This is a genomic window from Oceanobacillus sp. AG (genome assembly GCF_009746545.1).
Classification (GTDB): Bacteria; Bacillota; Bacilli; order Bacillales; family Amphibacillaceae; genus Oceanobacillus; species Oceanobacillus indicireducens.
Genome location: NZ_WOWT01000015.1, coordinates 69738 through 92261, shown reverse-complemented (window position 1 = coordinate 92261; position 22524 = coordinate 69738). Strand labels below are relative to the sequence as shown.

Annotated in this window: 23 protein-coding genes, 1 pseudogene and 1 riboswitch; of the genes and pseudogenes, 11 read left to right on the top strand and 13 right to left on the bottom strand. The window is 37.6% G+C overall.

What is annotated here, in order from left to right; all coding sequences use genetic code 11:
• Positions 1–251: 251 nt before the first annotated feature.
• Both glcT and GN217_RS09815 read right to left on the bottom strand, forming a co-directional pair.
• Complete coding sequence (gene glcT, locus GN217_RS09820; RefSeq protein WP_156856514.1) at positions 252–1091, bottom strand: glucose PTS transporter transcription antiterminator GlcT; 840 nt, start codon at positions 1089–1091, stop codon at positions 252–254.
• A 131-nt stretch (positions 1092–1222) separates the two neighbouring features.
• Complete coding sequence (locus GN217_RS09815; RefSeq protein WP_156856513.1) at positions 1223–1771, bottom strand: DUF420 domain-containing protein; 549 nt, start codon at positions 1769–1771, stop codon at positions 1223–1225.
• A gap of 353 nt (positions 1772–2124) precedes the next feature.
• Between GN217_RS09815 and GN217_RS09810 the strand changes: the two are divergent.
• Positions 2125–2409: pseudogene (locus GN217_RS09810) on the top strand (4-hydroxyphenylacetate 3-hydroxylase C-terminal domain-containing protein); the annotation flags it as partial.
• Between the two features lie 118 nt (positions 2410–2527).
• Here GN217_RS09810 and GN217_RS09805 read toward each other — a convergent pair.
• Positions 2528–2881, bottom strand: coding sequence for a GNAT family N-acetyltransferase (locus GN217_RS09805; protein WP_156856512.1), 354 nt, complete (start codon positions 2879–2881; stop codon positions 2528–2530).
• A gap of 291 nt (positions 2882–3172) precedes the next feature.
• Here GN217_RS09805 and GN217_RS09800 point away from each other — a divergent pair, with 291 nt between their 5' ends.
• Both GN217_RS09800 and GN217_RS09795 read left to right on the top strand, forming a co-directional pair.
• On the top strand, positions 3173–3940 hold the full coding sequence (locus GN217_RS09800) for a hypothetical protein (RefSeq protein ID WP_156856511.1): 768 nt from the start codon (positions 3173–3175) through the stop codon (positions 3938–3940).
• A gap of 5 nt (positions 3941–3945) precedes the next feature.
• Positions 3946–4818 (top strand): DUF3307 domain-containing protein, encoded by an 873-nt coding sequence (locus GN217_RS09795; RefSeq protein ID WP_156856510.1) that lies wholly within the window; start codon positions 3946–3948, stop codon positions 4816–4818.
• A 232-nt stretch (positions 4819–5050) separates the two neighbouring features.
• On the opposite strand, the gene GN217_RS09790 is transcribed toward GN217_RS09795, so the two are convergent.
• From GN217_RS09790 to GN217_RS18955, 4 genes are all read right to left on the bottom strand, one after another.
• Entirely contained in the window at positions 5051–5863 is an 813-nt protein-coding gene (locus tag GN217_RS09790) for an aminoglycoside adenylyltransferase domain-containing protein (protein ID WP_156856509.1), read from the bottom strand.
• 24 nt (positions 5864–5887) lie between these two features.
• The gene (locus GN217_RS19200) at positions 5888–6022 is read right to left on the bottom strand and encodes an alpha/beta hydrolase (protein WP_198042626.1); all 135 of its coding nucleotides are present in this window, start codon (positions 6020–6022) and stop codon (positions 5888–5890) included.
• 272 nt (positions 6023–6294) lie between these two features.
• A complete protein-coding gene (locus GN217_RS18960; RefSeq protein ID WP_232334393.1) occupies positions 6295–6507 on the bottom strand; it encodes a hypothetical protein in 213 nt (70 codons plus the stop codon).
• Between the two features lie 4 nt (positions 6508–6511).
• Positions 6512–6943: a metallophosphoesterase family protein gene (locus GN217_RS18955; RefSeq protein ID WP_232334396.1), complete on the bottom strand. Its 432-nt coding sequence runs from the start codon at positions 6941–6943 to the stop codon at positions 6512–6514.
• A gap of 249 nt (positions 6944–7192) precedes the next feature.
• On the opposite strand from GN217_RS18955, the gene GN217_RS09780 reads away from it, so the two are divergent.
• Together GN217_RS09780 and GN217_RS18690 are read left to right on the top strand one after the other, a co-directional pair.
• A complete protein-coding gene (locus tag GN217_RS09780; protein ID WP_156856508.1) occupies positions 7193–7882 on the top strand; it encodes a MerR family transcriptional regulator in 690 nt (229 codons plus the stop codon).
• Positions 7883–8000: 118 nt separating this feature from the next.
• Complete coding sequence (locus GN217_RS18690) at positions 8001–8216, top strand: hypothetical protein (protein WP_198042625.1); 216 nt, start codon at positions 8001–8003, stop codon at positions 8214–8216.
• Positions 8217–8296: 80 nt separating this feature from the next.
• On the opposite strand, the gene GN217_RS09770 is transcribed toward GN217_RS18690, so the two are convergent.
• The 3 genes from GN217_RS09770 to GN217_RS09760 all read right to left on the bottom strand — a co-directional run bounded on the left by GN217_RS09770 (position 8297) and on the right by GN217_RS09760 (position 10695).
• Positions 8297–9070 (bottom strand): acetoin reductase, encoded by a 774-nt coding sequence (locus GN217_RS09770; RefSeq protein WP_156856506.1) that lies wholly within the window; start codon positions 9068–9070, stop codon positions 8297–8299.
• Positions 9071–9422: 352 nt separating this feature from the next.
• Entirely contained in the window at positions 9423–10205 is a 783-nt protein-coding gene (locus tag GN217_RS09765) for a cytochrome c oxidase assembly protein (protein ID WP_156856505.1), read from the bottom strand.
• A complete protein-coding gene (locus tag GN217_RS09760; RefSeq protein ID WP_156856504.1) occupies positions 10192–10695 on the bottom strand; it encodes a DUF2243 domain-containing protein in 504 nt (167 codons plus the stop codon). Before GN217_RS09760 ends, GN217_RS09765 begins: the two co-directional genes overlap by 14 nt.
• Positions 10696–10926: 231 nt before the next feature.
• Here GN217_RS09760 and GN217_RS09755 point away from each other — a divergent pair, with 231 nt between their 5' ends.
• The 6 genes from GN217_RS09755 to thiE all read left to right on the top strand — a co-directional run bounded on the left by GN217_RS09755 (position 10927) and on the right by thiE (position 17202).
• Complete coding sequence (locus GN217_RS09755; protein WP_156856503.1) at positions 10927–12429, top strand: spore germination protein; 1503 nt, start codon at positions 10927–10929, stop codon at positions 12427–12429.
• A gap of 9 nt (positions 12430–12438) precedes the next feature.
• Positions 12439–13536: a GerAB/ArcD/ProY family transporter gene (locus tag GN217_RS09750; RefSeq protein WP_156856502.1), complete on the top strand. Its 1098-nt coding sequence runs from the start codon at positions 12439–12441 to the stop codon at positions 13534–13536.
• Positions 13537–13549: 13 nt separating this feature from the next.
• Entirely contained in the window at positions 13550–14701 is a 1152-nt protein-coding gene (locus GN217_RS09745) for a Ger(x)C family spore germination protein (protein ID WP_156856501.1), read from the top strand.
• A gap of 342 nt (positions 14702–15043) precedes the next feature.
• Positions 15044–15149: riboswitch (TPP riboswitch) on the top strand.
• A gap of 86 nt (positions 15150–15235) precedes the next feature.
• Positions 15236–15721, top strand: coding sequence for an energy coupling factor transporter S component ThiW (gene thiW, locus GN217_RS09740; protein ID WP_156856500.1), 486 nt, complete (start codon positions 15236–15238; stop codon positions 15719–15721).
• A gap of 30 nt (positions 15722–15751) precedes the next feature.
• A complete protein-coding gene (gene thiD / locus GN217_RS09735) occupies positions 15752–16576 on the top strand; it encodes a bifunctional hydroxymethylpyrimidine kinase/phosphomethylpyrimidine kinase (RefSeq protein WP_156856499.1) in 825 nt (274 codons plus the stop codon).
• 2 nt (positions 16577–16578) lie between these two features.
• Entirely contained in the window at positions 16579–17202 is a 624-nt protein-coding gene (gene thiE, locus GN217_RS09730) for a thiamine phosphate synthase (protein ID WP_156856498.1), read from the top strand.
• A gap of 220 nt (positions 17203–17422) precedes the next feature.
• Here thiE and GN217_RS09725 read toward each other — a convergent pair whose 3' ends face one another.
• From GN217_RS09725 to GN217_RS09715, 3 genes are read right to left on the bottom strand one after another with little or no spacing between them, the layout of a single operon-like run.
• Positions 17423–17842, bottom strand: a complete 420-nt coding sequence (locus GN217_RS09725) for a PH domain-containing protein (protein ID WP_156856497.1) — start codon at positions 17840–17842, stop codon at positions 17423–17425.
• 10 nt (positions 17843–17852) lie between these two features.
• Positions 17853–18731: a 5'-3' exonuclease gene (locus GN217_RS09720; RefSeq protein ID WP_156856496.1), complete on the bottom strand. Its 879-nt coding sequence runs from the start codon at positions 18729–18731 to the stop codon at positions 17853–17855.
• Positions 18732–22367, bottom strand: coding sequence for a dynamin family protein (locus tag GN217_RS09715; protein ID WP_156856495.1), 3636 nt, complete (start codon positions 22365–22367; stop codon positions 18732–18734).
• Positions 22368–22524 lie beyond the last annotated feature (157 nt).

Here is a 22524-nt window from a genome sequence, read left to right as displayed (position 1 = left end):
AAGATGCTTTGAATAAAACGAACAAGAAATTCAAAAAGTTAATCAAAAGTCAACTACAGTATTGGTTTGCGGGATTACCTAACTATATCAAGGTATACCTGCCTAGTTTGGGCTGCGAAAGTTGAGTAATAAAAAAACAGGCATAAGTTTAGAAGATATCGAAAAGAAGCATGGGAATTCCCATGTGAAGTCTTTTCAATTATCTTCCATACTTATGCCTGCCTATCCAGTAACACGTATAGATATAATTGCTATTCATATTTTTTTAAACGTTGAAGATGCATAGTTAAATAAACCGCTTCAGCGTCATATACCTTTTTCTTCAAAAACTCTTGCATAACTTTTATTAGCTTCCAAGACAGATTATAACATAATGGATATTCATATTTCAATAGCTGTGCGATCTTTTCTGGTTCTTTCACTTTTTCCCCCTGTACGACACGTTCAATCGTAAATCGCAAATGTCGGACAAGTCGCATATAATCTAGGCTTTCCTTGTCGAGAATAAGTTCAAAGTCACTCTCAATAATATGAATTAAGTTTGTAACAAGCTGTGAATGTCTATTTATCTCTCCTAAATCCTTATTCATTAATGCGCTATGTATATGAAGCGTAATGAACCCGATTTCATCCTTTGGCAAATAAATGCCTGTCTTATCTCCAATTATTTCGACAGCTTTTTTTGCTAGTTCCTGCTCGAATGGATATAGTGCGATTGTTTCGGTTAAAAACGGATTGACAATTGTATGTCCTTGGCGCACACGCTCCATCGCAAGCAAAAGGTGATCCGTTAAACCGATATGGATGTGTTCATTTAACTTGCCTGACACACGTTCACTAATATGGCCAATAGCTTCGATAATCGCACTTTGCCAGGTTTCATCAATTTGCGGCAGCAACTTTTTATATTGTTCTTGTTCTTTTTCATTTTTTAATACAAATAGTTTTTCCGCTTGTGCCGCCGAGAGGGAATCACCCTCTTTTCGATTAAAGCCAATTCCTTTCCCTATTACAATGACCTCTCCCTCTCCGGGGTGTTCGGCCATGACGACATTATTATTTAGAGCTTTAACGATTGTTATCGCTGACAATTTTCTTCCTCCTAAAAACATATCTTGCAGTAAAATCCTTATCATTCTTATTCAAAGTATAGCGTGCTATAAAAAAAGGAAACCATGAAAAATCTGGTTTCCCATTTTCCTTTTTATGGCATGAATTTTGCCTAGTAGTATGGTGAAATCATGAAGTATACCAATACCCCAGTAAGGCTTACATACAACCAGAGTGGCATTGTCCAGCGTGCAATTTTCTTATGCTTTTCCACTTGCATATTCAAGCCTCTCCCGAGTGTGATTAATGCAAGCGGCACGATTAATGCGGCAAGAATAATGTGTGTGATAAGTATAAAATAATAAATGTACATTAGCGGGCCATCTCCACCGTAGCTGGTAGATGCAGCCATAGAATGATACGTTAAGTACGAGATACAGAATAAAAAGGTTGTTACAAATGCAGCGATGATAAATCTGCGATGTAATTTAATGTTATTCTTTTTAATCATGGCTAACGCAATCAATAAAAAAACAAAGGTAAAGCTGTTGAATATAGCATTCAGCATCGGCAATACCGTTAATTCAATTCCCCATATTGTACCACCTGGGATTTCCGGCAAGAAATACGTTGCCACAATAATCCCCACAACCAAGATGGATAGTAACCAAATCAGCGGATTATAATTTCGCTGTTTAGCATTGTTGATACCATTATTCATATGTTTTCCACTCCTATATAAAATCCCTTACACTAATCATAAGAAAAATAGTTGTAAAGAGCAATATAGAAAACAGCTAGTTTCCTTTATAAACAGAAAATGTCATTTTTTAGACAAAATAAAAGTCGGTCTTTTTAATGGAAAGAATGTTTTTATTTTCTCATAACTGAGTAAATTCCTGTGGTTATATTCATTCTTATCAAAAAAATAAAACCCGGTTTTAAATCGATGAACCAAGCATGGAGCTTAAATAATGGAATAGGCAAACATACTGACTAATATAATAATATAGTATAAATGAATTCACATTATAAAAGTAAATGGATATGGGAGTGTTAGGATGGGAGCTATTAAGCGGACTGGTTGGTCTACCTACAGAAAATGCATTCAGCTCCCCTATTAAAACCGATCTTAATCAGTACCTTCAAGCAGCAACCAAGAATGCTGAGGATCGTGTGAAAATATTTAGGTTGGCCTGGGATCTGACAATGAGTTCATTTGGAACGAGGCAGACCCAATATGAGAGGTATTTTTTTGGAGATCCGATCCGATTATCGAGCCGTTTATATAAAGCTTATCCACTTACAGATTATGTAAAAGAAGTTAGCAATTTTTTAAACTTGGAAACGAACATATAACGAAAAAACCTTCTAGATAGCCCCTCTAATAAAGATACTGGATGATAAAGGTTTATATTTTATCCAGTATCTTCACTTGAACTCCTGGATGTACTCTAATATATTCGCGATTTGTTAATTACACCCTACTATATTTATTTTGACTTAGTGCATACTTTAATGAAGTTATTCCCCAATAATCCTTTTCACCAATATCAATGATACATTCCGCATTTCTATTTTTTGTATCAATATTTATCAGTGATGTTACTCCTATTGCCCTCTTCCCTTCTCTCTCCTCGATTATATAGCTCCTGGAAGATGTTGAGTTGAGAATAACATTTTCCACAAAATTTCTTGTTTCATCAAAAGAGTATAAATCAAGCGATGGACTTGTTGTTTTCATAACATCAAAATCATTTCTCCATGAGTGATATTTCTCAATGTCACTTTCCACCATCTTTCGAAACTGAAGTCTATTTGATTTTAGCATTTTCTAGATCATCTCCCTAACTAGTTTTTCGCCTAAATACCTCTGCTCTTCCAATTATCTAATTAAACGATGGAAGCTCCGCAAGCTTATATACAATACCGAGATTTTCATACCATTCATTTAGACCAGTCCATAAACATTTGAAAGCAAGCTAGCATTCTTTACGAGTACAAATTTGTTAGATTAAAAGATCTAACTTTTAGAAGGTTTGACTAAACAATCAAACTCATGGTATGTTCGATTATATAAACGAACTTCTGTGCAAGTAAAAGAAAAAGGAGCTGATTATTCATGGGAAATCAAGTTTCAGTTTTCATCATGGACGTAAGTAATTCTTCCAAGGAAGATATCGGCAATGAGTTGAGTGATTACCTCCAGGATTTGCAGATCAGCATCGCTTACTGGACACAATATATTACAACAACAAAAGTCGCACACCGAGCTGGTGATGAATTAGTCGTTGTAAGTAATGGATTTGCATCTACTTATATACTCGCTTTCTATTTAAGTCGTATTTGGAAATACACAGACCATCCCCCATATTTCGGTCTCTCATTTGGCAATATTGAAGGAAATTTAAATGATATAAACATCGAAACGTGGATACATCCATTAATGAAGCAGTCTAGATTAGCTAATGATTTCCTTAAAAATCAGCAAAAGAGAATGCAATTTCGCTTTGAGTTAGCCCCGCGAAAAGACGCAAGCGGGTTCGAAGTTTACAGTAGGGAGTTCGCTACATTATTAAATACAAGTTTATCTTTAAAACAAGAGCAAATAAACGAACAAACGGAGATACAGTCCCTTGTCTGTTCATTATATTTAATGCTTGGTCAACAAAACAAAGTCAGCGAATATCTTGGCAGAACGAAATCCACTATATCGAGTCATATGAAAAATGGCAAGGCGGATGTCATTTTAGATACATTTTATAATATTGTAGATGTGTTAAATTCATTGGAGATGGGACCAGTTAATAATCAAACTGAAGAACTCCAACTCAACATTAGACAAAATATAAACAACCGTCTTCAAGTATATTTACCTAAAGAGAGGTGAGTTTAATGATTGTATTATTGTTGTTCCTCGCCCATTTAATTGCTGATTTCTGGCTGCAGACAGATCAAATGGTTAAGGATAAATTAAAGTACTTAAAGAAACATTTGCTCCATCATTTACTAGTCTCAGGAATAGCACTTGCGATTATTTGGGCATATCAATTTGAATTTAAACATATCATTCACTATTTTATACTGCCTCTATCTTTTATTATTATTACGCACCTATTAATTGATTTATTGAAAATAAAACTAATAGACTTTGTAAAAAGCACACGAGCAGATAATATGAAACAGCTGGTTTTTTTCTTGGCGGACCAAGCGTTACATGCAGCAATCATACTGTTATCCTGTATACTCTTCTTTCAAATTAGTTTTGCGGATATGACTGCAAGTTTGATAGAGTTATCTGGGACAAGCAGTTTACATCCTGTTAATACGGTTTTGTTTATTATTATAATTTATATTCTGGCCACAAGCGTAAGTGGACATATTGTGAAATACATTGTTGGTTCTTTGCCATCGGAATTCGCGAACTTTGAAGGGGAATTAACATTACGTAATAGAATGATTGATGTACAAGAAAGGAATCAACCGAATACGGAAAATAGTTTTACAGGAGAATATCACTATTTCACCTACTCTTCCCCGTCCCGCTCTCGAGGAAAGCTAATCGGTTATATAGAAAGATTACTTGTTATACTACTTACTGTGATAGGCGCTTACCCATCCATCGCTTTTATCATTGCGGCTAAATCCATCGCCCGCTTCAAACAGTTAGATGATCGCAACTGGGCGGAATATTTCTTGTTAGGGACATTGTCCTCTATCTTTCTTGGATTAGTGCTCGGTCTTATTGTTCAAGGTATTCTAATGTAAGAAGCGGGAATCTACAATGTGTTTTTTTAAAAGGAGGTTTCCGTTGAATTGATAGAAAGAGTGGCCGTTTAAGTCTCTAAAAAGCAGCCCGGGTTAAACTTAGTAAAAAGACAACAACTCATATGTGATCATGCCCCATACCAGGCTACACTCACAAAAGATTTCGCTCCATTACTAAAATCATCACGGGCTGCTTTTCAATTTAAATTTAGTTTATGAGATCCATTTCATGTCAAGGGGTTTTCATTTTTTTGAGCAGCTCTTGCACCTTTCCAGCGATATAGTCCCTCAGCAACAAAAGTTCAAACTTTTCAAAAGACCAGCCATCTTTCCCATCCGCATAATTTTCAGCAGCTTTCTTCACTGTATTTCTTAATTTCATCGGTAAATTTCTTTGTCCCCAATCCCCTGCCTCTTGCTTTGAGGAAATAACTCCTTCATCTAGAAACCAAAGCACCCTCAACATATTTAATGAACAATAAATCGGATCTTCTGCAATGTTTTCTATACATTCCAGATAATCCCCCATTATGGACGATAAATAATCATCCAGTGGGACTTTAGGAAATACTTCATCAATAGGTTTTCCTTCTATACATATTCCCCTGTAGTTCGTAATGGTTATATGAGCTGCTAAATCTGGGTCCGTTTGAATAACTTCATTAATATATTGATATGTCCCTTGAAACAAATCATTTTCATATCGCTCTCTCCAATGCTCGCTATAGTGGAATTCAAATGGGCAAGGGTGCTGCCAATCCATTAATTGTTTCTTACTTAGGAAACTTACTTCAATCGGATACGGTGAAGAAGAATAGTCTAGAAAAAACTGTGCTAAACTTCTTTTTTCTTCAAGTTTTAGAGGTTTTTCCATAACAACCAAAATATCGATATCACTACGCTTAGGGTTAAACCCTCCCATCGCTAAAGAACCGTGTATATAAAATCCTACAAAGTTATCATCTATAATTTCTTTAATCCTCTCTTTCAAATTAAAGATAAATACCTTTATTTCAGTAGGACACGATTTCCAATCATTACTCATTGTAAAACCCCTAACATCATTTTACTATCTTACTTCAATCCATGATAAAAGTTTATGGATTGCTCCAATTATTACATCTGGTCTATCAAGATGAATCATATGGCTTGCATCCTTTGCAAATATTAATTCACTGTTCTTGCTCAGTTTAGCTTGCTGCATAATAAGTTCTTGCCACTTCCCCTCCAATAAACGTAATTCCGCTTCCAGTATACCTCCATCATTCCTAATTTAATGTTGTACGCTTTATCCCGTCCAATAACAACGAGAGGAGCTTGCGGGAACTTTCCTAAATACTTAATAACATCTGCATCCCTCTTCCAATTATTCATTTCAGAATATATCGTTCTGTACATAGAAGGGTTGTTTTGAAAATCTAGTAAAAGTTCCGCGCTTTCTAAGGTATGTATCTATCCCTTAGCAATTAAGATTGGCTAAGGTCCCTCATAAGGTGGGTTTAAATAATGATCAGCAAAATCTTCTTTATAAGGAGCATTGGATTTGAGAATTCTTTCGGAGGCGGCTTTTGTATCGTAAGGCGTGACTTTTAATTCAACGTCAGGCCCAAGTAATGCCCAACAAGCTCCGGCAGCCCTGCTCTGCAATCCAACACTACCTGCATTTATAATTCGTTTACCGGCAACCATGCGATCAAACTGAATATGCGTATGACCCGCAAACGATAATATCTTGTCGTACCTTCTCAACCATTGGTCTAATTTCCTCTTCAGTAGGTTGTATTCGAATCGCTTCTTCATCACTGCGGGGTGATCCGTGTACAAATAAGATTTCTCCTAAGCCATCAATTGTCATCGTTGTTTTTTCGGGTAAATTTTGAAGGAATTGTAATTGTTCTTCGGTTAATTGATCTGCGCACCAATGATTTAATGCTGCTGTTAAATCGTCTAACCCTTTTTCTTTTCCATAACGGTAAGAAACTTCACGATCAACATTGCCTCTAATAAAAACAAACTCGTCTTTATAATCCATTAGCAGATCCATGACTTGCCGTGGTTCAGGCCTCCAAGCTAAATCCCCACCGACTATCACTTGATCAACATTTGAATTTCTAATCTCTTGCAGAACTGCTTTTAATGCAGAATAGTTCGCATGAATATCATAAATCGCAGCTACACGCGCATATAAACACCTCCCCCTTATTCAATTCACCATTAAAATTTAAAATCCTGCTTGCCTCGGTTCAAAACTTATATATCAGCATCTGAAATATTTTAGTTTTTACATAACTCTTGAATCTTACGTTACGTCATATTGTATAATACGAATAACACTGGAGGTGGATCATTTGTATTCGATCTATATTATGATGAAATGAATATTTTAAAGCCATCTAAAATTAGCGAGGGTGGGCATCGTTATTATGACGAAGAGGCAGTTACCCAGCTTTATTACATACTGACATTAAAAGAGATAGGCTTCCCACTGATACAAATAAAGGCTATCATAACGAATCAAGAAAAATCTCCAATGGAATTATTACAGATGCAAATGGAATTGATTCAATCGAAAATTGAGCAATTAAAAAAGAACAAACATACGTTAGAAAGTGTTATTCAAGTCATCGAGCTCGGCGGTCATAAAAATTGGGAGGATATTTTTAATACGTTCAAGTACCTCTCGCCTATAAATAGCAAAGTTACCGAGAAAAGAGAAAAATATTTCTCAAATGAAGAATTGCAGATCCTGAATACCTTGCCAAAAGTCGGTCAGGATACACCAGTTGTTGCGGACTTTATCAATTTATTTCGCGATATACGACAAGCAATTGCTGACCAAGTAACACCTGATTCTGAAAATGGCCAACAGCTTGCTAATAAATGGTTTGAGATAGCTAAGGAAATGTATGGTGAAAATGCAGCTACAGCCAAAAAAGCGTATCAAGTCTATCGCACCAAAAAAGAAAATCTTGGATTTGTCTATCTTGACGAGGATGTAATTTCATTTATTGAAGATGCATACGGTCATCAGTTGAAGGGTGATGGAAATTTACACTTCTTATAAAACGGCCTTTAGCATTATACTTTGCAGTAGATTTTGTATACTTGCAAGGTTGGCCAAAAAAGCAAAGCACTCCCCTTTTTTCGAAAAAGGCATTTTCAAGTGGTTTCAATATATACAATTGCTATTCGTTATTCGTGGATTCACTCTTGCCGGGTTAAAGGCACTCTTGCTACAAAAGTACGGAGTAGATGGGTATAATCAAATGCTGATTTACAGGCAAGTAACCGAATGGTTTTTCAGTTTGCTGATTATGGGACTCTTCCTCTATACGAATGTACCAATAAGTAAAATTATGAAACAAAAAAAGTTAAAGGAAAAAATAGAAAACGCCTGATAAACCAAGCAGGTGACCAATCATTACTCGATTCGTCACCTGCTGGATAATCATTCATATGTTCGATAAAGTGATATTTATTAACTAAATACAATACCGCCATCTGTGATAATAGCTTGTCCTGTAATATAGTCAGCGTCATCTGATGCTAAGAAAGACACAAGGTTAGCAACGTCCTCTGGTTCTTGCGGTCTTCCTAATAAAATACCAGAAGAGAACTCTTTAAATGCATCTCCCTTTTTCATTTCCGGATTATACTTAATCATTTCTTCGTCGATACGGGTCCACATCGAAGTATCAGCTACTCCAGGGCAATAAGCATTTACTCGGATATTATGCTTAGCTAATTCCTTGGCGGACGAATGGGTGAAGGAACGGACGGCATGCTTCGTCGCAGAATATACGGCCAACATTTCATACGATTCGTGGCCTGCGATACTACAAGCATTGATAACTTTCCCTTTCGTTTTTTGCTTTATAAACTGCTCTGCAGCCGCTTGTGTGCCAAAAACTACACCATTCACGTTGACTGAAAACGCCTTGTTTAATTGGTTTTCTTCAATGTCTAGGAAAGGACCTACAACTTCTAAACCCGCATTATTTACAAATACATCAAGCTGTCCAAACGCCTCTGCCGCTTGGGACACAAGTTGGAATTGATCCTCTCTTTTTGAAACATCGCCTACAACACCTTCAACTTGTATTCCTTCTGCTTTAAATTCTTTTAAGGTAGAATCAAGTAACTCCTGGTTGATGTCATTTAAAACAATATGAAATCCATCCTTAGCTAGCCGCTGGGCAATTCCTTTCCCTAAACCACCTCCAGAACCAGTTACTACCGCAACTTTTGCCATATACATTTTCCTTTCGTGTATGTTAATGTGTCTAAGCTAAAAACATTCATTATTATATAGTGCGGCAGGATGAGAAAAGTATTAATGGTAACTTTTGCCGAGCTGTCATCAATATTTTACAAAACATATTCAAGGTTTGTTTCATTGAACATGTTTTTAACATGTTAGTCCACATTATCAACGAGATAGGTGGCTATCTCTGGGATAAATGATAAGACAATAATAAACACTAACATAATAATCGCATATGGGATGACTCCTTTAACTCTCTTTATGATATCTGCGGAAATTTACTACAGGTTATTGGCATTCCATGCAAGCTTTAAGACAAACAAACATTCATCTATAGACCTTAGGCTAATTTTATTCGCGGTCGGGTTGCTCTAAACCAATGTAAACAAAGGATGAAGATAATAACAATATCGATCATATCCCCACCATAATACATAACCATGCCACCAAGTTCTGCTTGATCTGCGGGCACTCCGTGAGGCGGGTTCGCATAGATGTACTTTGATAAAATACCATGTCCAGCTAAGGCAATAACAAATACGATTGCCCGGTACAAAAAAGAAGTGCGGTGAGGTATCGGATCAATATAGATCATGGACACGGTAAATAAGTAGCCGGCTAAGAATACATGGAAATGCACGATTATATGTAAAAGGATACTCTTATGCATGAGCGAGTATAGATCCGTAGTGTATAATAACCAAAGTCCACCTATATTAAGAAAGGATGCAACAACTGGGTTGGTATACATCCGTGATGGCCAACTTCTTAAAAACTTTGAAATCTTTCTTGCCAATGGAACGCTTAGTGTTCGCAGCATAAGTGTCATCGGTGCAGCGAGTGTGAAAAGCAATGGCGCAAGCATCCCTAAAAATAAGTGGCCGAACATGTGAGCTGCGAAGTCTACATGTGCACGATCAGCTAACGGGCCTGCAACCGAGATAATAGCGAAAAGAATTCCAAAAGCCCAATAAACCGTTCGATATATTGGCCAAGGTTTCTGTCGCCTGTTGGAGACAATTACAGCTAGGATATACATGACGAAAGCCATTATAAACGGTAGTGCCAAAAGTAGCTGAGGTATTATTCCAATTGTATGATGAATGTGGTTATTGATGTTCATGTGAGGCATCCTTCCCTGGTTGCTGGCTATTTCTTGTCTGGACAATAAGGGTTAGACCAATTATAATCATTAAAATAGCTGTTGTGTTCCAAATCACGTCATAGATAATTAAATGATCTACATAACGAATCTGGTGTATCCGCATTAATTTGTGCTGAATTGTACCATCATATAACTGGAACACCCCTGCACCAAGAAACACTCCTCCCCACCACCTCCTTAACCACAGTGCGTTACGTCGTCTGAGATCAGCGAACATAAACAAGCCCCCAATGGTTGCAAACCAACTAAAAGCATGGAAAAGACCGTCAGAAATTAGCCCGATATCAGTCGTTGATTTGTCATAAAAATGATGCCAGCGCAGAATTTGATGAAATACCGTCTCATCTATGAACGCGATGAGACCAACCCCAAAGAGAATGCCAGACCACAAGTTACGGTCTGAGTAAATCGGTAAGTTCTTATGCTTGTTCCTGTTACTATCAGTCATTTTCTTCTCCTTTACACTAAATATCTATAGTGTTTCCTCGAGCAGCCTCAAATATAAGCGTTTTTATTTTATAGTTTGCTATGTCGTGTAAGAAAATCTGGATTTAATACTAAGCCTATATCCTTATTCCAGTTAGTAATAAGTTTTTTGATCAAAAAAGAGGAAATCTGGGATAAATTTAACCAATTTATCCATACTAAAATGGACTAGTTAGATACATGGAGGTCACTTATGCGCCCTGTAAAAAAACAAGCAAATCAAGCGGATTTCCCGCTTTCTATGGATGAATTTGAAGACAAACTTAAAACAGAGGTTCTCAATAGTCAGGATCTGAGTTTTACGGTTTATAAACAAGAAAATAAGCAGGTTGCTGTTTTTTATATTCCCTATCTTATTGATTTGACTAAAATCGAGCAACAAGTCTTGAATAACTTATTAGATATGCAAACAGAATGTACAGCAGACTCCATATTAAGTGAAATACCGCTTTCCTCGGGGGAACAAGTGTCCAGCATTAGGACGATCCGAAATAAACTTACGGAGGGCTATGTTGGTCTCTACGTCGAACAAGAAAACCGAGTTATCATGTACGAACTGGGTAAAACGGAAAAACGGGCACTGGAAAAAGCAGAGACGGAATCAGTAGTTGTTGGTCCGCTCATTGCTTTTACCGAGTCCCTTGAAAGTAACTTAAATATAATCAATTGGCGGATGAATACACCAGACCTCGCAATGGAAAAAGTTGAAGTCGGTAAAAGAAATCCAAAAGAAACGAGAATAATCTATCTTAAATCAGTTGCGAACGAAACAGATGTTAATACAATGAGACAACGGTTGACTGATCTCGAGATTGATATGGTAGAAGACATTCATATGCTTAAACAATATATTTTAGATTCCTCTACCTCTATATTTGCGCAATTTGTATCTTCTGAATTGGTGGATCGCTCTATGTATGCAATAAAATCGGGTAAAATTATTGTTATGGTTGAAGACAGCCCGTTTGCTTTAATTGCACCTTCTACATTATTTAGTTTCTTTGAGTCTACAGAAGACCGCTATTTTCATTGGACGTTAAGCATGTTTGTCCGTTTTCTTCGTTTTCTTGCTGCATTTGTAACTTTACTGTTAACCCCAATGTACGTCGTTGCAACTACGTATCATTACGAACTAGTCCCATCCCAGCTCCTAGTTTCGCTCGGTGAATCTCGAGCAGTTGTTCCATTTCCGCCGCTTATTGAAGTATTCTTGATCGAACTCGTAATTGAACTATTACGGGAAGCTGGAGCAAGACTACCTACCAAAGTGGGTCAGACGATAGGTATTGTTGGTGGTGTGGTTGTTGGAACTGCAGCGGTTCAAGCTGGAATTTCGAGTAACATTCTGATCATATTAGTTACAATGAGTGCTTTAGCTTCTTATGCGACGCCTAGTTATATCATGGGTAATACGATACGATTTGTTCGTTTCCCACTGTTTTTCCTTGCTGGTTTTTACGGGATTATCGGGCTGATGTTTGGTATCTGTTTATTAGTCATCCATTTAGTTCGTCTAGAGTCTTTAGGCAGACCATACCTCGCGCCATTGTACCCCCTCCGACTTGCAGATTTTAACAAATCTTTTTACCGTCTGCCGGAGCAAACGAAATATAAACGCTTTTTATCGTATCGACCAAAGGATAAACAATTATTTAACAAAGAGAGAGCTGCGGAAAGAAGAGATGTTGATGAGTAGGGATTGTATATGAAAATTAATCTTCAAATACCAAAAGGTGAACAATTCCGTTCTTTCTATATGCTTTTTATTATTGCCTCCATGCAGCTGGGTGTTGGATTGATTGGAATCCCACGAATTGTCTTTATGGAAGCAGGGCATGACGCATGGATTTCGATACTCATTGCCTACCTCTATATTGCCCTGCTCCTTTTTGTCATGTTATATATATTGAGGCAATATGAAAATACGGATATCCTCGGCGTTCAGGCCGACCTATTTGGCTGTTTTATTTCAAAAGTGCTCGGAACGGTATACATCCTTTATTTTATATTCTATATCTTATCCACACTCGTAACCTATATCGAGATTATTAAGGTTTTTGTTTTACCGGATAGTAATGCATTCGTGCTGGGATGTATGCTTCTTATTATTGCTATCTATACGGTATTTGGCGGTCTAAAAGCAGTTGTTGGCGTCACCTTTCTCTTCTTTATGTTCTCTTCTTGGTTATTTGTTTTATTAATTCAACCAATTCGACAAATGGATTTTCTCAACTTTCTGCCTGTGATGGATAAAGATATAATGGATATTTTACGAGGCACAATTGCTGCGTCTTATACATTTACAGGATTTGAAATCTTGTTTTTTATCTATCCCTTTGTAGCAAATAAAAAAAAGATTGGTAAGCCTGTTTTCTTAGGACTATCCTATTTCACTTTCCTCGTCCTTCTTTCTACAAACATAGCGATTGGATTTTTAAGTCCAGCTCAATTGGAAAGAAGAATTTGGGTTGTATTAAACTTGTTTAAAATTCAAACCTCTCCTATCATCGAGCGGTTGGACTACGTTGTCATTGCAGAATGGATGATGGTTGCGATGCCAAAAGTGATTCTTCTTATGTGGTGCATAAGTTATATAGCGAAACGTATTTATAATCTTTCGAACGAAATTAGTGTTTACACAAGTGCAAGTATCCTTCTAATTCTGATCCCTTTTTTTAATGAGCATTTTATCATTCAGCGTTTGATTGATAATGTTAGCAGGGTATCCTATGGGATTGTATATATTTATCCCTTCCTTCTTTTGCCACTCGTTCTTTTAAAGAAAAAAATACGGAAGAAATAAGGAGGGTGAATACATGCGAACTGCTAAGTTAATACCGTTATTCATATTTATTGTATTTCTGCAGGCTTGTCTGGAAACAACACAAATTGAGAAGTTGGCAATCATTAATACACGCGGAGTTGATCTAATAGATGAAGGGGAAAAAAGAATGATTGAAACGACACTCGTTCCTTATATTTTTGATCCGAATGCTCCAGATATGACTAGTTTGTTGACTGGAAGGGGTCATACAATTAAACAAGCCCGTGTAGAAGCTGAAAAACAATCGCCCTATCCATTAGTCCCCGGAAAAATCAATATAGAATTTTACGGAAGAGAAGCAGCTGAATCGGGTATTCTTCCCTTTCTTAATACACTAGTTCGTGATGCAACTGTTTCTGACATTATGCAGCTAGCCGTAACCAATCAAACTGCAAGAGAAATTCTTGAAATAGAGCAACAAAGTGTAGAATTAAATCGAACAAAGTATTTACAAGACTTAATAAGTAAAGAGGTCGAAAAGGGTACTTTACCACCAATTACCTTACAGTTTTTCACGCGATTAGTGCAACAAGTCGGCATTGATCCGATACTTCCAGTAATAGACGTAGTGGATGGTAAACCTACACTAACTGGTGCAGCCGCTTTTCGGGCAGACCAGTATGTTGCTAGCATATCAGTAAAAGAATCATTCATGGCTAATTTATTGAGACAGCGTTTGAGAGGAACCCCAATTGATGTAGGCGTCCCTCGTGAAAATTATCTGGACGAGATAATTGCTTATAAAGGAGAACCGTCAGAAATTGAAGATTCGATTTATCTTTCTTTAATGCTTAATACAGGTAAAGGGAAAATAAAAATTGTCGACTCTGATTCGTTAGCGTTTAAGGCAGATATCACAATGAAACTGGAATTATTAGAAACCTCAATCCCAATGGACATTAAATCAGAAGATACTTCTCGGAAATTCGAACGTGATATAGAGAAATACTTTGTAAGAGAATATGAAAACCTATTCGCGAAACTTCAAGAAGTAAACTCAGATGCATTGGGTCTTGGGAGAAAGTATATCACTTCAAGAAAAGGAAGTAAGACGACTAACAAGGAATGGATGGAAAAATATCAAGATGCCAAAATAGAATTTGATATCGATGTGACAATTGTCAACTTTGGGGCGATTGATTAATAAGTGGACAGCTAAACCTTCATGGTTTAGCTGTCCGTCTTTTTATTTAACCGCCTTAAAGAAGAAGGAGTCAACCTTTATTACTATGCTCAAATAAGGAATTCGCACGCTATGTCGGACAGTTTATGCTCGATTTAATGCGTGATAACACCAACTGAAATCATTCCCCGTTTTGCTAACCGAATCCGTGCAATCCATTTATAAGCTTACCGGGTTGGAGAAATTGAGGTGGACAAGTATCCTAGTGAAGCCATAGAGAAAACTGGTTCTTGTCTATACCTTTTTTCAAAACATGTGACATTTATGAAAACTTTTGCTATGCTAGATTCGAACTAAATAATATGAAACTACTAGGGGTGCCCTAACTGGGCTGAGAGGAAAGTGTGTTTCCGACTCTTATCGACCTGATCTGGTTAATGCCAGCGTAGGGAAGTAGTGAGATTGTTCTCATAACTATTTTCTTGTGAAGCCAGGTCTAATCATGACCTGGCTTTTTAATTGGTTGATTTTACCCCTTAAGATTGGAGGTCAAGTATGAATAAAACCCGTCTCATCACGACGATGGCCGTCTTTATCGCAATTGGAACAATCAGCGCACAATTAATCTGGTTTCCTGCCGGTGTAGCCCGCGCTTATCCAGTACAGCATGCGATTAATGTCGTAGCCGCTGTCACCTTGGGACCCGGTCCGGCAGTCATTATTGCTTTCATGATCAGTCTATTACGCAATATGCTCGGACTAGGAACCTTATTAGCCTTCCCAGGTGCAATGGTCGGCGCTTTTCTTGCAGGGTTCCTGTATAAGCAAACCAAGAAGCAATCGCTCGCCGCATTAGGTGAAGGGATTGGCAGTGGGGTTATTGGTGCATTATTTGCAGTGCCATTTGCTTATGTATTTATGGGGACATCGGCCGGTGCATTTGTTTTCATCCCCCCATTCCTTGTAAGCAGTATATCTGGAGCAATTCTTGGACTGCTCGTTGTATCTAAAGTTTACACCAAGGGCTTAATAAAAAATTAAAATGAGTAAGTTGATGAAGGAGAATGTTCAATGAAGAATGTTGCATGTGCTCTAACGATAGCGGGTACGGACCCGAGCGGCGGTGCTGGAATTCACGCCGATCTGAAAACGTTTCAGGAATTGAAAACTTATGGGATGTCGGTTATCACCTCCATCGTGTCCCAAAACACGACAGGTGTTCAAGCTGTTTCCCACGTCTCTCTAGAAATGATCGAACAGCAACTAGACTCGATTATTTCTGATATGCCTATCCATGCATTTAAAACAGGGATGATTGCCAATCAGGATATGATGAAAATGATTTATAATAAAATTAAGCATTTGGATGCACCTTATGTTATGGACCCGGTCATGGTTGCCACAAGCGGTGACACATTGATTGAACGCGATTCCCGTAATTATTTGCGGAAGAATTTGCTCCCTCTTACAACAATTGTAACTCCAAATATTCCAGAAACAGAATATCTAATAGATGAAAAAGTTGAAACCGATGAGGACATGAAGCAGGCTGCCGAAATGCTTGTGAAAAATTTTGGCGCGAAAGCTGCACTAGTTAAAGGCGGTCACCGCGAAGGCGATGCGGTTGATTTCCTTTATGATGGTTCAAGGATCCATAGCTTTTCGGCTCCCCGAATAAATACAAATAATACACATGGTACAGGTTGTACGTATGCAGCAGCGATAACTGCTAATCTAAGCCAAGGCCTCCCTCTTAACATTGCGGTTAAACAGGCAAAACATTATGTAACGCTCGCGATCAAGTATTCTTTGGACTTAGGAGCTGGTAGCGGACCGACAAATCATTGGGCACCGCGTATCCATACAAATAATTTAACGACAACTGAGGTGGAGTAACGATGTCATCATTTAATCCATTAAGCTTAAGGAAATATTTCATTATGGGAAGTCAAAATGTTAAAGGTAATCCCGTTGCTGTTCTGGAGCAAGCTATACAAGCTGGAATTACAATTTTCCAATTTCGGGAAAAAGGCCCAGGCTCCCTTTCAGGAGATAGTAAAATTAAGTTAGGAAAAGAATTGCGGACAGTTTGTAGCGTACATCAAATTCCATTTATTGTTAATGATGATGTAGAATTAGTAGACAAATTAGATGCAGATGGGATACATGTCGGGCAAGATGATCAATCGGTGAAAGAATTACGGGAGATGTTTCCTAATAAAATCATTGGATTATCTGTTTCAAATCAGGACGAATTAAATAATAGTGCGCTAGAATATATTGATTATATAGGTGCTGGTCCAGTGTTCCTTACTACAACGAAAGTGGATGCAAAATCTAGTGTCGGGTTGGATTGGATCCGTTTCTTGCGTGCAGAATTCCCTGAGTTTCCGATAGTCGGAATCGGTGGGATTAATACAACAAATGCGAGCTCAGTATTAAAAGCTGGAGCTGATGGTGTTTCTTTCATATCCGCTGTAACGAGAGCAGAAGATATAAAAGAAGCAGTAAGTAAATTATAATATTCTTATTTTTTGTTCGCTATGGCAAATAACAGACAGGAAATTATGGACGGTGTATACAATGGAATCTGCTCCAGCGCTTTATATTCACCACAAGAGTGCCTTCTGGGCGTTGATAAAATACGTAAAAGATTTAACAATCGATACGCAAGGCATCTACCTTATATCAAAGAATAAGCATAGAAAACAGCCTCATACATTTTTGTACGAGGCTGTATTTTTATTTATTTTTTGGAAGCAATCGGTCATCAACCGGAATCTCCGGTCTTATATCTAAGAGCATAGAGATGAATTGATCCCTATTTTCCGGCGATATAGCAACTACGTCAAGTTTACTACAAGATATTTGTATTCGTTTTAAGGATAGTGCCGGAGAGTTAAGCGGCATTTTTGACAAAGCAATTAATTTAATGTCCGGGATATGAACAGTCTGCCGAATCGGGCCATAATAGATTTTTATCTTGTCCCCTTCTATTTTATATCCAGTCCGGAACCAGAACCAGAGTAGAAATGCAGCTAATCCGAACATAATGAACATGGTTGTAACCTGCCCTTTTAAGAGTGGAAATAATATCCCAAGTAGCGAAATTATCCAGACGATGCCAGTTATCCACTTGTCTCTTATGGATGGAAAATACATAGACTTCCTCCTATTTGGCACTTATTGCGAGCATCCGGTCTAAATTTTTAAATTCGAGCGATTCCAGTTTCGGTTCAATCTTTGTTCGATCAAATCTTTTCTGTGCCGTTTCCAGCTCACAAGAGACGGGTACATCACATTTAATTTCAGCAAGTTCCCTTGAAATGTGAAGCATCTCAAGATCGGTTTCTAATTTGGTACGGATCCCTTTTGTTAATTGATCCGTATTAGCTAGAAGTCCTTCAATGGATTGATACTCTTTAATTAATCGAAGCGCCGTTTTTTCCCCTATTCCTTTTACACCTGGGTAATTATCTGCGCTATCTCCCATTAATGCTTTCATATCAACGACTTGGTGTGGATATATCCCTTTTTTCTCAAAGAAGTTTTCTCTTGTAAACAATTCATAGTTCCCTTGTCCTTTTCTCATGATTGAGACGTGTATATTCTCATCAACTAGCTGAAGCATATCCTGATCTCCTGTTAGAACAATAACCTCGTGATCTGCTTGAAATAGACGAGCAAGCGTACCAATACAGTCATCTGCCTCATAATTTTCTAGACCGACATTTGGAATATTGAAAGCTTCGACGACTTCTTTAATTAAGTCAAATTGTGGTACAAGCTCTTCCGGGGGTGCTCCACGGTTTGCTTTATAATCTGGATAAATTTCATTACGGAACGTTTTGCTCCCCATGTCCCAGCAACAAATTACGTGGCTCGGTTCATACATGTCAACTGCATCAAGGAAATACCGTAAAAATTGATAAATTCCATTTGTTGGTATTCCTTCACTTGTTTTCATAAAGTTTCCTCGGAAGGCAGTAGCGAAAAATCCTCTAAATAACAATGCCATTCCGTCTACTAATAAAATCTTATTCTTTTCCATTTATATATCTACTCCTACCTTTTCTTCCATTATGAGTTTTTCCAACTGTTCTAGTGTTTCACCTAATCTTGGAAGTTCTGCTGGTGCTGCTAATATCGTGAAGTAATTAGAAACTTGTTGCTCCAGTCGTTGGATGGTTGACTCTTTCATCACCTTGATTAGTTCTTGCCACTGCTCTTTGTAACCTGAAACCATCCTCTCTTGATTTGCTTGGATAAACTTTTCAATTGATGGTAAAAGCATTTGATACAGTTCTTCTTTCATTGTTTCTTTTTCATTTTGTACGAAAAATGCTTTTGTTCCTTTATATTTTCCAATAATAGGCTGGAAGAGTTTCATTTGTATAGCTGGCATTTTCTCCTCATAATCCGGTGTATATAATTCATAATCAAACTGGTCCGGTAAAGCAAATAGTGAATTAATCTCCTTATTTCTTTTATGCATTGCCTGGTATACCTCATTTGCCAATCGTAATGTATGGCGTTCCATCCTTAAAGATACGGCTTGAAGTTCTTGATTAAGTTCAAATTGAATATATTCGATTAAGTTCTCTAGCGCATTCCTCAACTCGGCAGTTGCTTTTCTGCCATTTTCAGTAATTGTTGTTGGATTGAACATTTCCTTAAACATATCGTGATAACGAATACTAAGTCGCTCTATAACATAGTAGAGCTGCTTCTCAATCCGTTGCTCGAGCTGCTGCATATAGACATCCGTTTCATATGTGCGAACATATGTAGCGGCTTGTGTCTGGTCTTGTTTTATCCGCTCTTTTTGCTGCTCTTTATCTGCTTCATCAAGTGTGATAGAGGAAATATAGTGTTCCATTGTTTCATACGCTCGCCTCATATCCCATAAGGCACTGTCAATTGTTAATGAAGCTAAGTCATGATGAATAAAGGAATAAAATTGGCTTTCAAATGCTTCCATTTGCCCGTTTAATGGAAGTTGTTTTACCTTCTCACTAAGCGACTGTTTACTAGATACTGGAAATAATCTGGCATTCCGAATCCCAAGTTTTGTTAATTCGTCTGTGACATAAGTCGTGACGAGCTGTAATTCCTCTTTACTTTCCGCAAGATCGGCAGCATTAACAATGAAAAACATTTTATCCAATTGAAATGCTTCTTTTACCCGGCCGAGTTGTAAAAGAAAATCTCGGTCGGCGCGTGATAACGCATGATTATAATACGTTACATAAAGGATAGCGTCCGCATGTTTAATATAATTGAATGCTACATTCGTGTGCCGGGCATTCACCGAATCTGCACCAGGAGTGTCTACTAAACTAATACCTTGTCTTGTAATGGGGCTATCATAATAGACATCGATTGCTTCAACGAAACAAGCCATCGTCTCATCTGCGACATAGGCGCCAAATTCATCAAAGGGGATTGTCCGTTTTTTCCCGATATATTCTTTATTGGCAATATAGCCTTTCATCATGGCGCGGATATAAGCTTGGTACATCTTATTTAAACGGGCATCTTCAGCAATATTCTTCTTATCAATCCATGTAAGCAACCGATCGAGGGTATCCCCCTTTGGAGAGAATTTATCCGTCATATCGGTTAATTCCTCATATAATTTCGCTTCCTGCTTCATTGTCACCACGACCGTACCGTGCGGGTATTCTTCTGTTATTGGATGGATGCGGTTGACAGTTGCCGTCGTTGGGTTCGGTGAAACAGGTAACACATTTTCTCCAATCAATGCGTTGGAAAAAGATGACTTACCAGCACTGAATGCACCAAATAGAGCAATCGTAAATGTTCGATTTTTAAGTCTATCTTGCTTTCTTTTAAGATCTGTTATTAAATCAGTAAAACCTGGGATTTTCTCCGTAAGCGTGATTGTCTGCTCAATCCGTTTCAGCATTTCTTCAGCTGACAGATTCGTAGGTTGTGCTTCTGTTTCCACTACTGCTTTTATCTCCGTCTTAGTTTCTTCCTGATTTTTTTCATAAATAGACTGCTCGGCGATAACAAATTTATCTTCTTTCCGCTTTACTTCAGTCAGCGTTTGTTCCCATTCTCTTTCATCGACACGCGGGAAGGCGAATACTTCATCTATTACGCTGATCTTGCTTTCCAATTCAGCTTGAATTTTATTGTATTTATCGATAACCTTCCGTATTTCTTCAAGATTTTCTGAAGATGTTTCTTGTTTTGCCAATGTTTCAGCATGCTTATCCGCTAGTGCTTGCTGGATCACTTCAAGAAGATCTAAGGAGCGCCGCCTGAATTTAGCTTTAATATCGCTTGCGACGTCATTTGTATAATTTAATACATACTCCCCGTTCACTTGAGCGCCATGCTTTAATAACTTTTCAAAATCAGAGTGATCATAATTGATTGAGAAATTATTCACTTCTTCGATTAACGCTTGATCAGTCAGTGCATAGTCCTTCAGGAGCTGAACATATTTATCCCTCAGCTTCCATTGAATTGATGAGCGAATTGTTTCTTGGATTAATTGCTCAAATTCTTCTCTGCGGTTGGCCCTTTCTTCCTCGGTTTTCTTCTTGGATCCAAACAAGCCTACTTTAAAACGTGGTTGCTCGGCTTCAAGATAACTTTCAGCAAGATCACGTACTTCTTTCGGCATTAAATACGCATTTTGCAATGTTTGTTTTAATTCCGATTGAAACGTCTCTTCCAATTCTTCTGGCTCTTTCGCAAGATTTCTCATTAGTTTCTCAGCAGTTTCCATATGAGCCAACTGTTGTTCTACATCTTCATCCATTTCTATTTCGCTCTTTAGTTCATCATACTGCTGTTCCAGGAAGGATTTATGCTTCTCCATAACCTGTTTGACTGAGGCTTGAATATTGAAATGCGTGTCTCCTTCATTTTCTAGGATGGAAAACAATGTAGTTTTTACCTTGTTGAATTCATTGATTGTTAGCGAAGGATCATAAAGTGATGTATAAAAAACTTCGACAGGTTGAATATTCCAAGCTGTAAAGGTTTGCCTGATACTTTCTTTGAAACTGGCAAATGATAATTCCTTTTCATTATGTTTATCAATCTGATTAATTATTAAATAAAATGGGATTTGATTTTCTTGTAGTGATTGAAGAAAATACAAATTAACTTCAGATTGGACATGATTATAGTCCACGACATAAAACAGGACATCTACTAAGTGAAGTGCACTCTCCGTCATTAAGCGGTCAGCATCATCCGCAGCATCAATCCCCGGTGTATCCATTAGCGCTGCTTTATGTGGTATAATTACTTCTTTCGTACTGATTTCGATTCGCTTAATTTCATCTTTATCTGTTGAATAGGCCTTAATCATATCAAGATCGTAAGGTTCCTGATACTCAATAGGATCCCCTTTGGTAAAGAAGACTCTTGCCCAGCCCTCTCCAGATGTTAACTTAACAATATTTGCACTCGTTGGAATCGGACTTTTTGGCAAAATTTCCTTTCCAAGCAGTGCATTAATCATGGATGACTTCCCCGCTGAAAAATGTCCTGAGAAACTGACGACGAGCTCCTTATCATGTAACTTTTGATACAACTCCAATATTTTCTTTGCATTTTCCTCATCATTATTTGCCTGCATCAGTTGATAAAGAGCTGCAAGCTGTTCTTCGTTCAACTCTGTTCCTGTATTAACCTGCACCATGAATACTTTCTCCTGCCCCTCTTAAAATAACGATTTTAATCTATTATACGTAAAAATCACCTATATTTCTACCGCTCCCCCTTAGTTAACATAATAAAGTTATCGTAAATTGAAAACTAGGGTCAGAGCATTTGTCCCATTTTTTTAATACACAGAA

What these genes read in the sequence shown, in the direction of transcription:
- GN217_RS09815 (WP_156856513.1), bottom strand. Translation starts at nt 1,771, where the DNA reads ATGAATAATGGTATCAACAATGCTAAACAGCGAAATTATAATCCGCTG.
- GN217_RS09805 (WP_156856512.1), bottom strand. Translation starts at nt 2,881, where the DNA reads ATGCTAAAATCAAATAGACTTCAGTTTCGAAAGATGGTGGAAAGTGAC.
- GN217_RS09800 (WP_156856511.1), top strand. Translation starts at nt 3,173, where the DNA reads ATGGGAAATCAAGTTTCAGTTTTCATCATGGACGTAAGTAATTCTTCC.
- GN217_RS09795 (WP_156856510.1), top strand. Translation starts at nt 3,946, where the DNA reads ATGATTGTATTATTGTTGTTCCTCGCCCATTTAATTGCTGATTTCTGG.
- GN217_RS09790 (WP_156856509.1), bottom strand. Translation starts at nt 5,863, where the DNA reads ATGAGTAATGATTGGAAATCGTGTCCTACTGAAATAAAGGTATTTATC.
- GN217_RS19200 (WP_198042626.1), bottom strand. Translation starts at nt 6,022, where the DNA reads ATGCAGCAAGCTAAACTGAGCAAGAACAGTGAATTAATATTTGCAAAG.
- GN217_RS18960 (WP_232334393.1), bottom strand. Translation starts at nt 6,507, where the DNA reads ATGGTTGCCGGTAAACGAATTATAAATGCAGGTAGTGTTGGATTGCAG.
- GN217_RS09780 (WP_156856508.1), top strand. Translation starts at nt 7,193, where the DNA reads ATGAATATTTTAAAGCCATCTAAAATTAGCGAGGGTGGGCATCGTTAT.
- GN217_RS09770 (WP_156856506.1), bottom strand. Translation starts at nt 9,070, where the DNA reads ATGGCAAAAGTTGCGGTAGTAACTGGTTCTGGAGGTGGTTTAGGGAAA.
- GN217_RS09765 (WP_156856505.1), bottom strand. Translation starts at nt 10,205, where the DNA reads ATGAACATCAATAACCACATTCATCATACAATTGGAATAATACCTCAG.
- GN217_RS09760 (WP_156856504.1), bottom strand. Translation starts at nt 10,695, where the DNA reads ATGACTGATAGTAACAGGAACAAGCATAAGAACTTACCGATTTACTCA.
- GN217_RS09755 (WP_156856503.1), top strand. Translation starts at nt 10,927, where the DNA reads ATGCGCCCTGTAAAAAAACAAGCAAATCAAGCGGATTTCCCGCTTTCT.
- GN217_RS09750 (WP_156856502.1), top strand. Translation starts at nt 12,439, where the DNA reads ATGAAAATTAATCTTCAAATACCAAAAGGTGAACAATTCCGTTCTTTC.
- GN217_RS09745 (WP_156856501.1), top strand. Translation starts at nt 13,550, where the DNA reads ATGCGAACTGCTAAGTTAATACCGTTATTCATATTTATTGTATTTCTG.
- thiW (WP_156856500.1), top strand. Translation starts at nt 15,236, where the DNA reads ATGAATAAAACCCGTCTCATCACGACGATGGCCGTCTTTATCGCAATT.
- thiD (WP_156856499.1), top strand. Translation starts at nt 15,752, where the DNA reads ATGAAGAATGTTGCATGTGCTCTAACGATAGCGGGTACGGACCCGAGC.
- thiE (WP_156856498.1), top strand. Translation starts at nt 16,579, where the DNA reads ATGTCATCATTTAATCCATTAAGCTTAAGGAAATATTTCATTATGGGA.
- GN217_RS09725 (WP_156856497.1), bottom strand. Translation starts at nt 17,842, where the DNA reads ATGTATTTTCCATCCATAAGAGACAAGTGGATAACTGGCATCGTCTGG.
- GN217_RS09720 (WP_156856496.1), bottom strand. Translation starts at nt 18,731, where the DNA reads ATGGAAAAGAATAAGATTTTATTAGTAGACGGAATGGCATTGTTATTT.
- GN217_RS09715 (WP_156856495.1), bottom strand. Translation starts at nt 22,367, where the DNA reads ATGGTGCAGGTTAATACAGGAACAGAGTTGAACGAAGAACAGCTTGCA.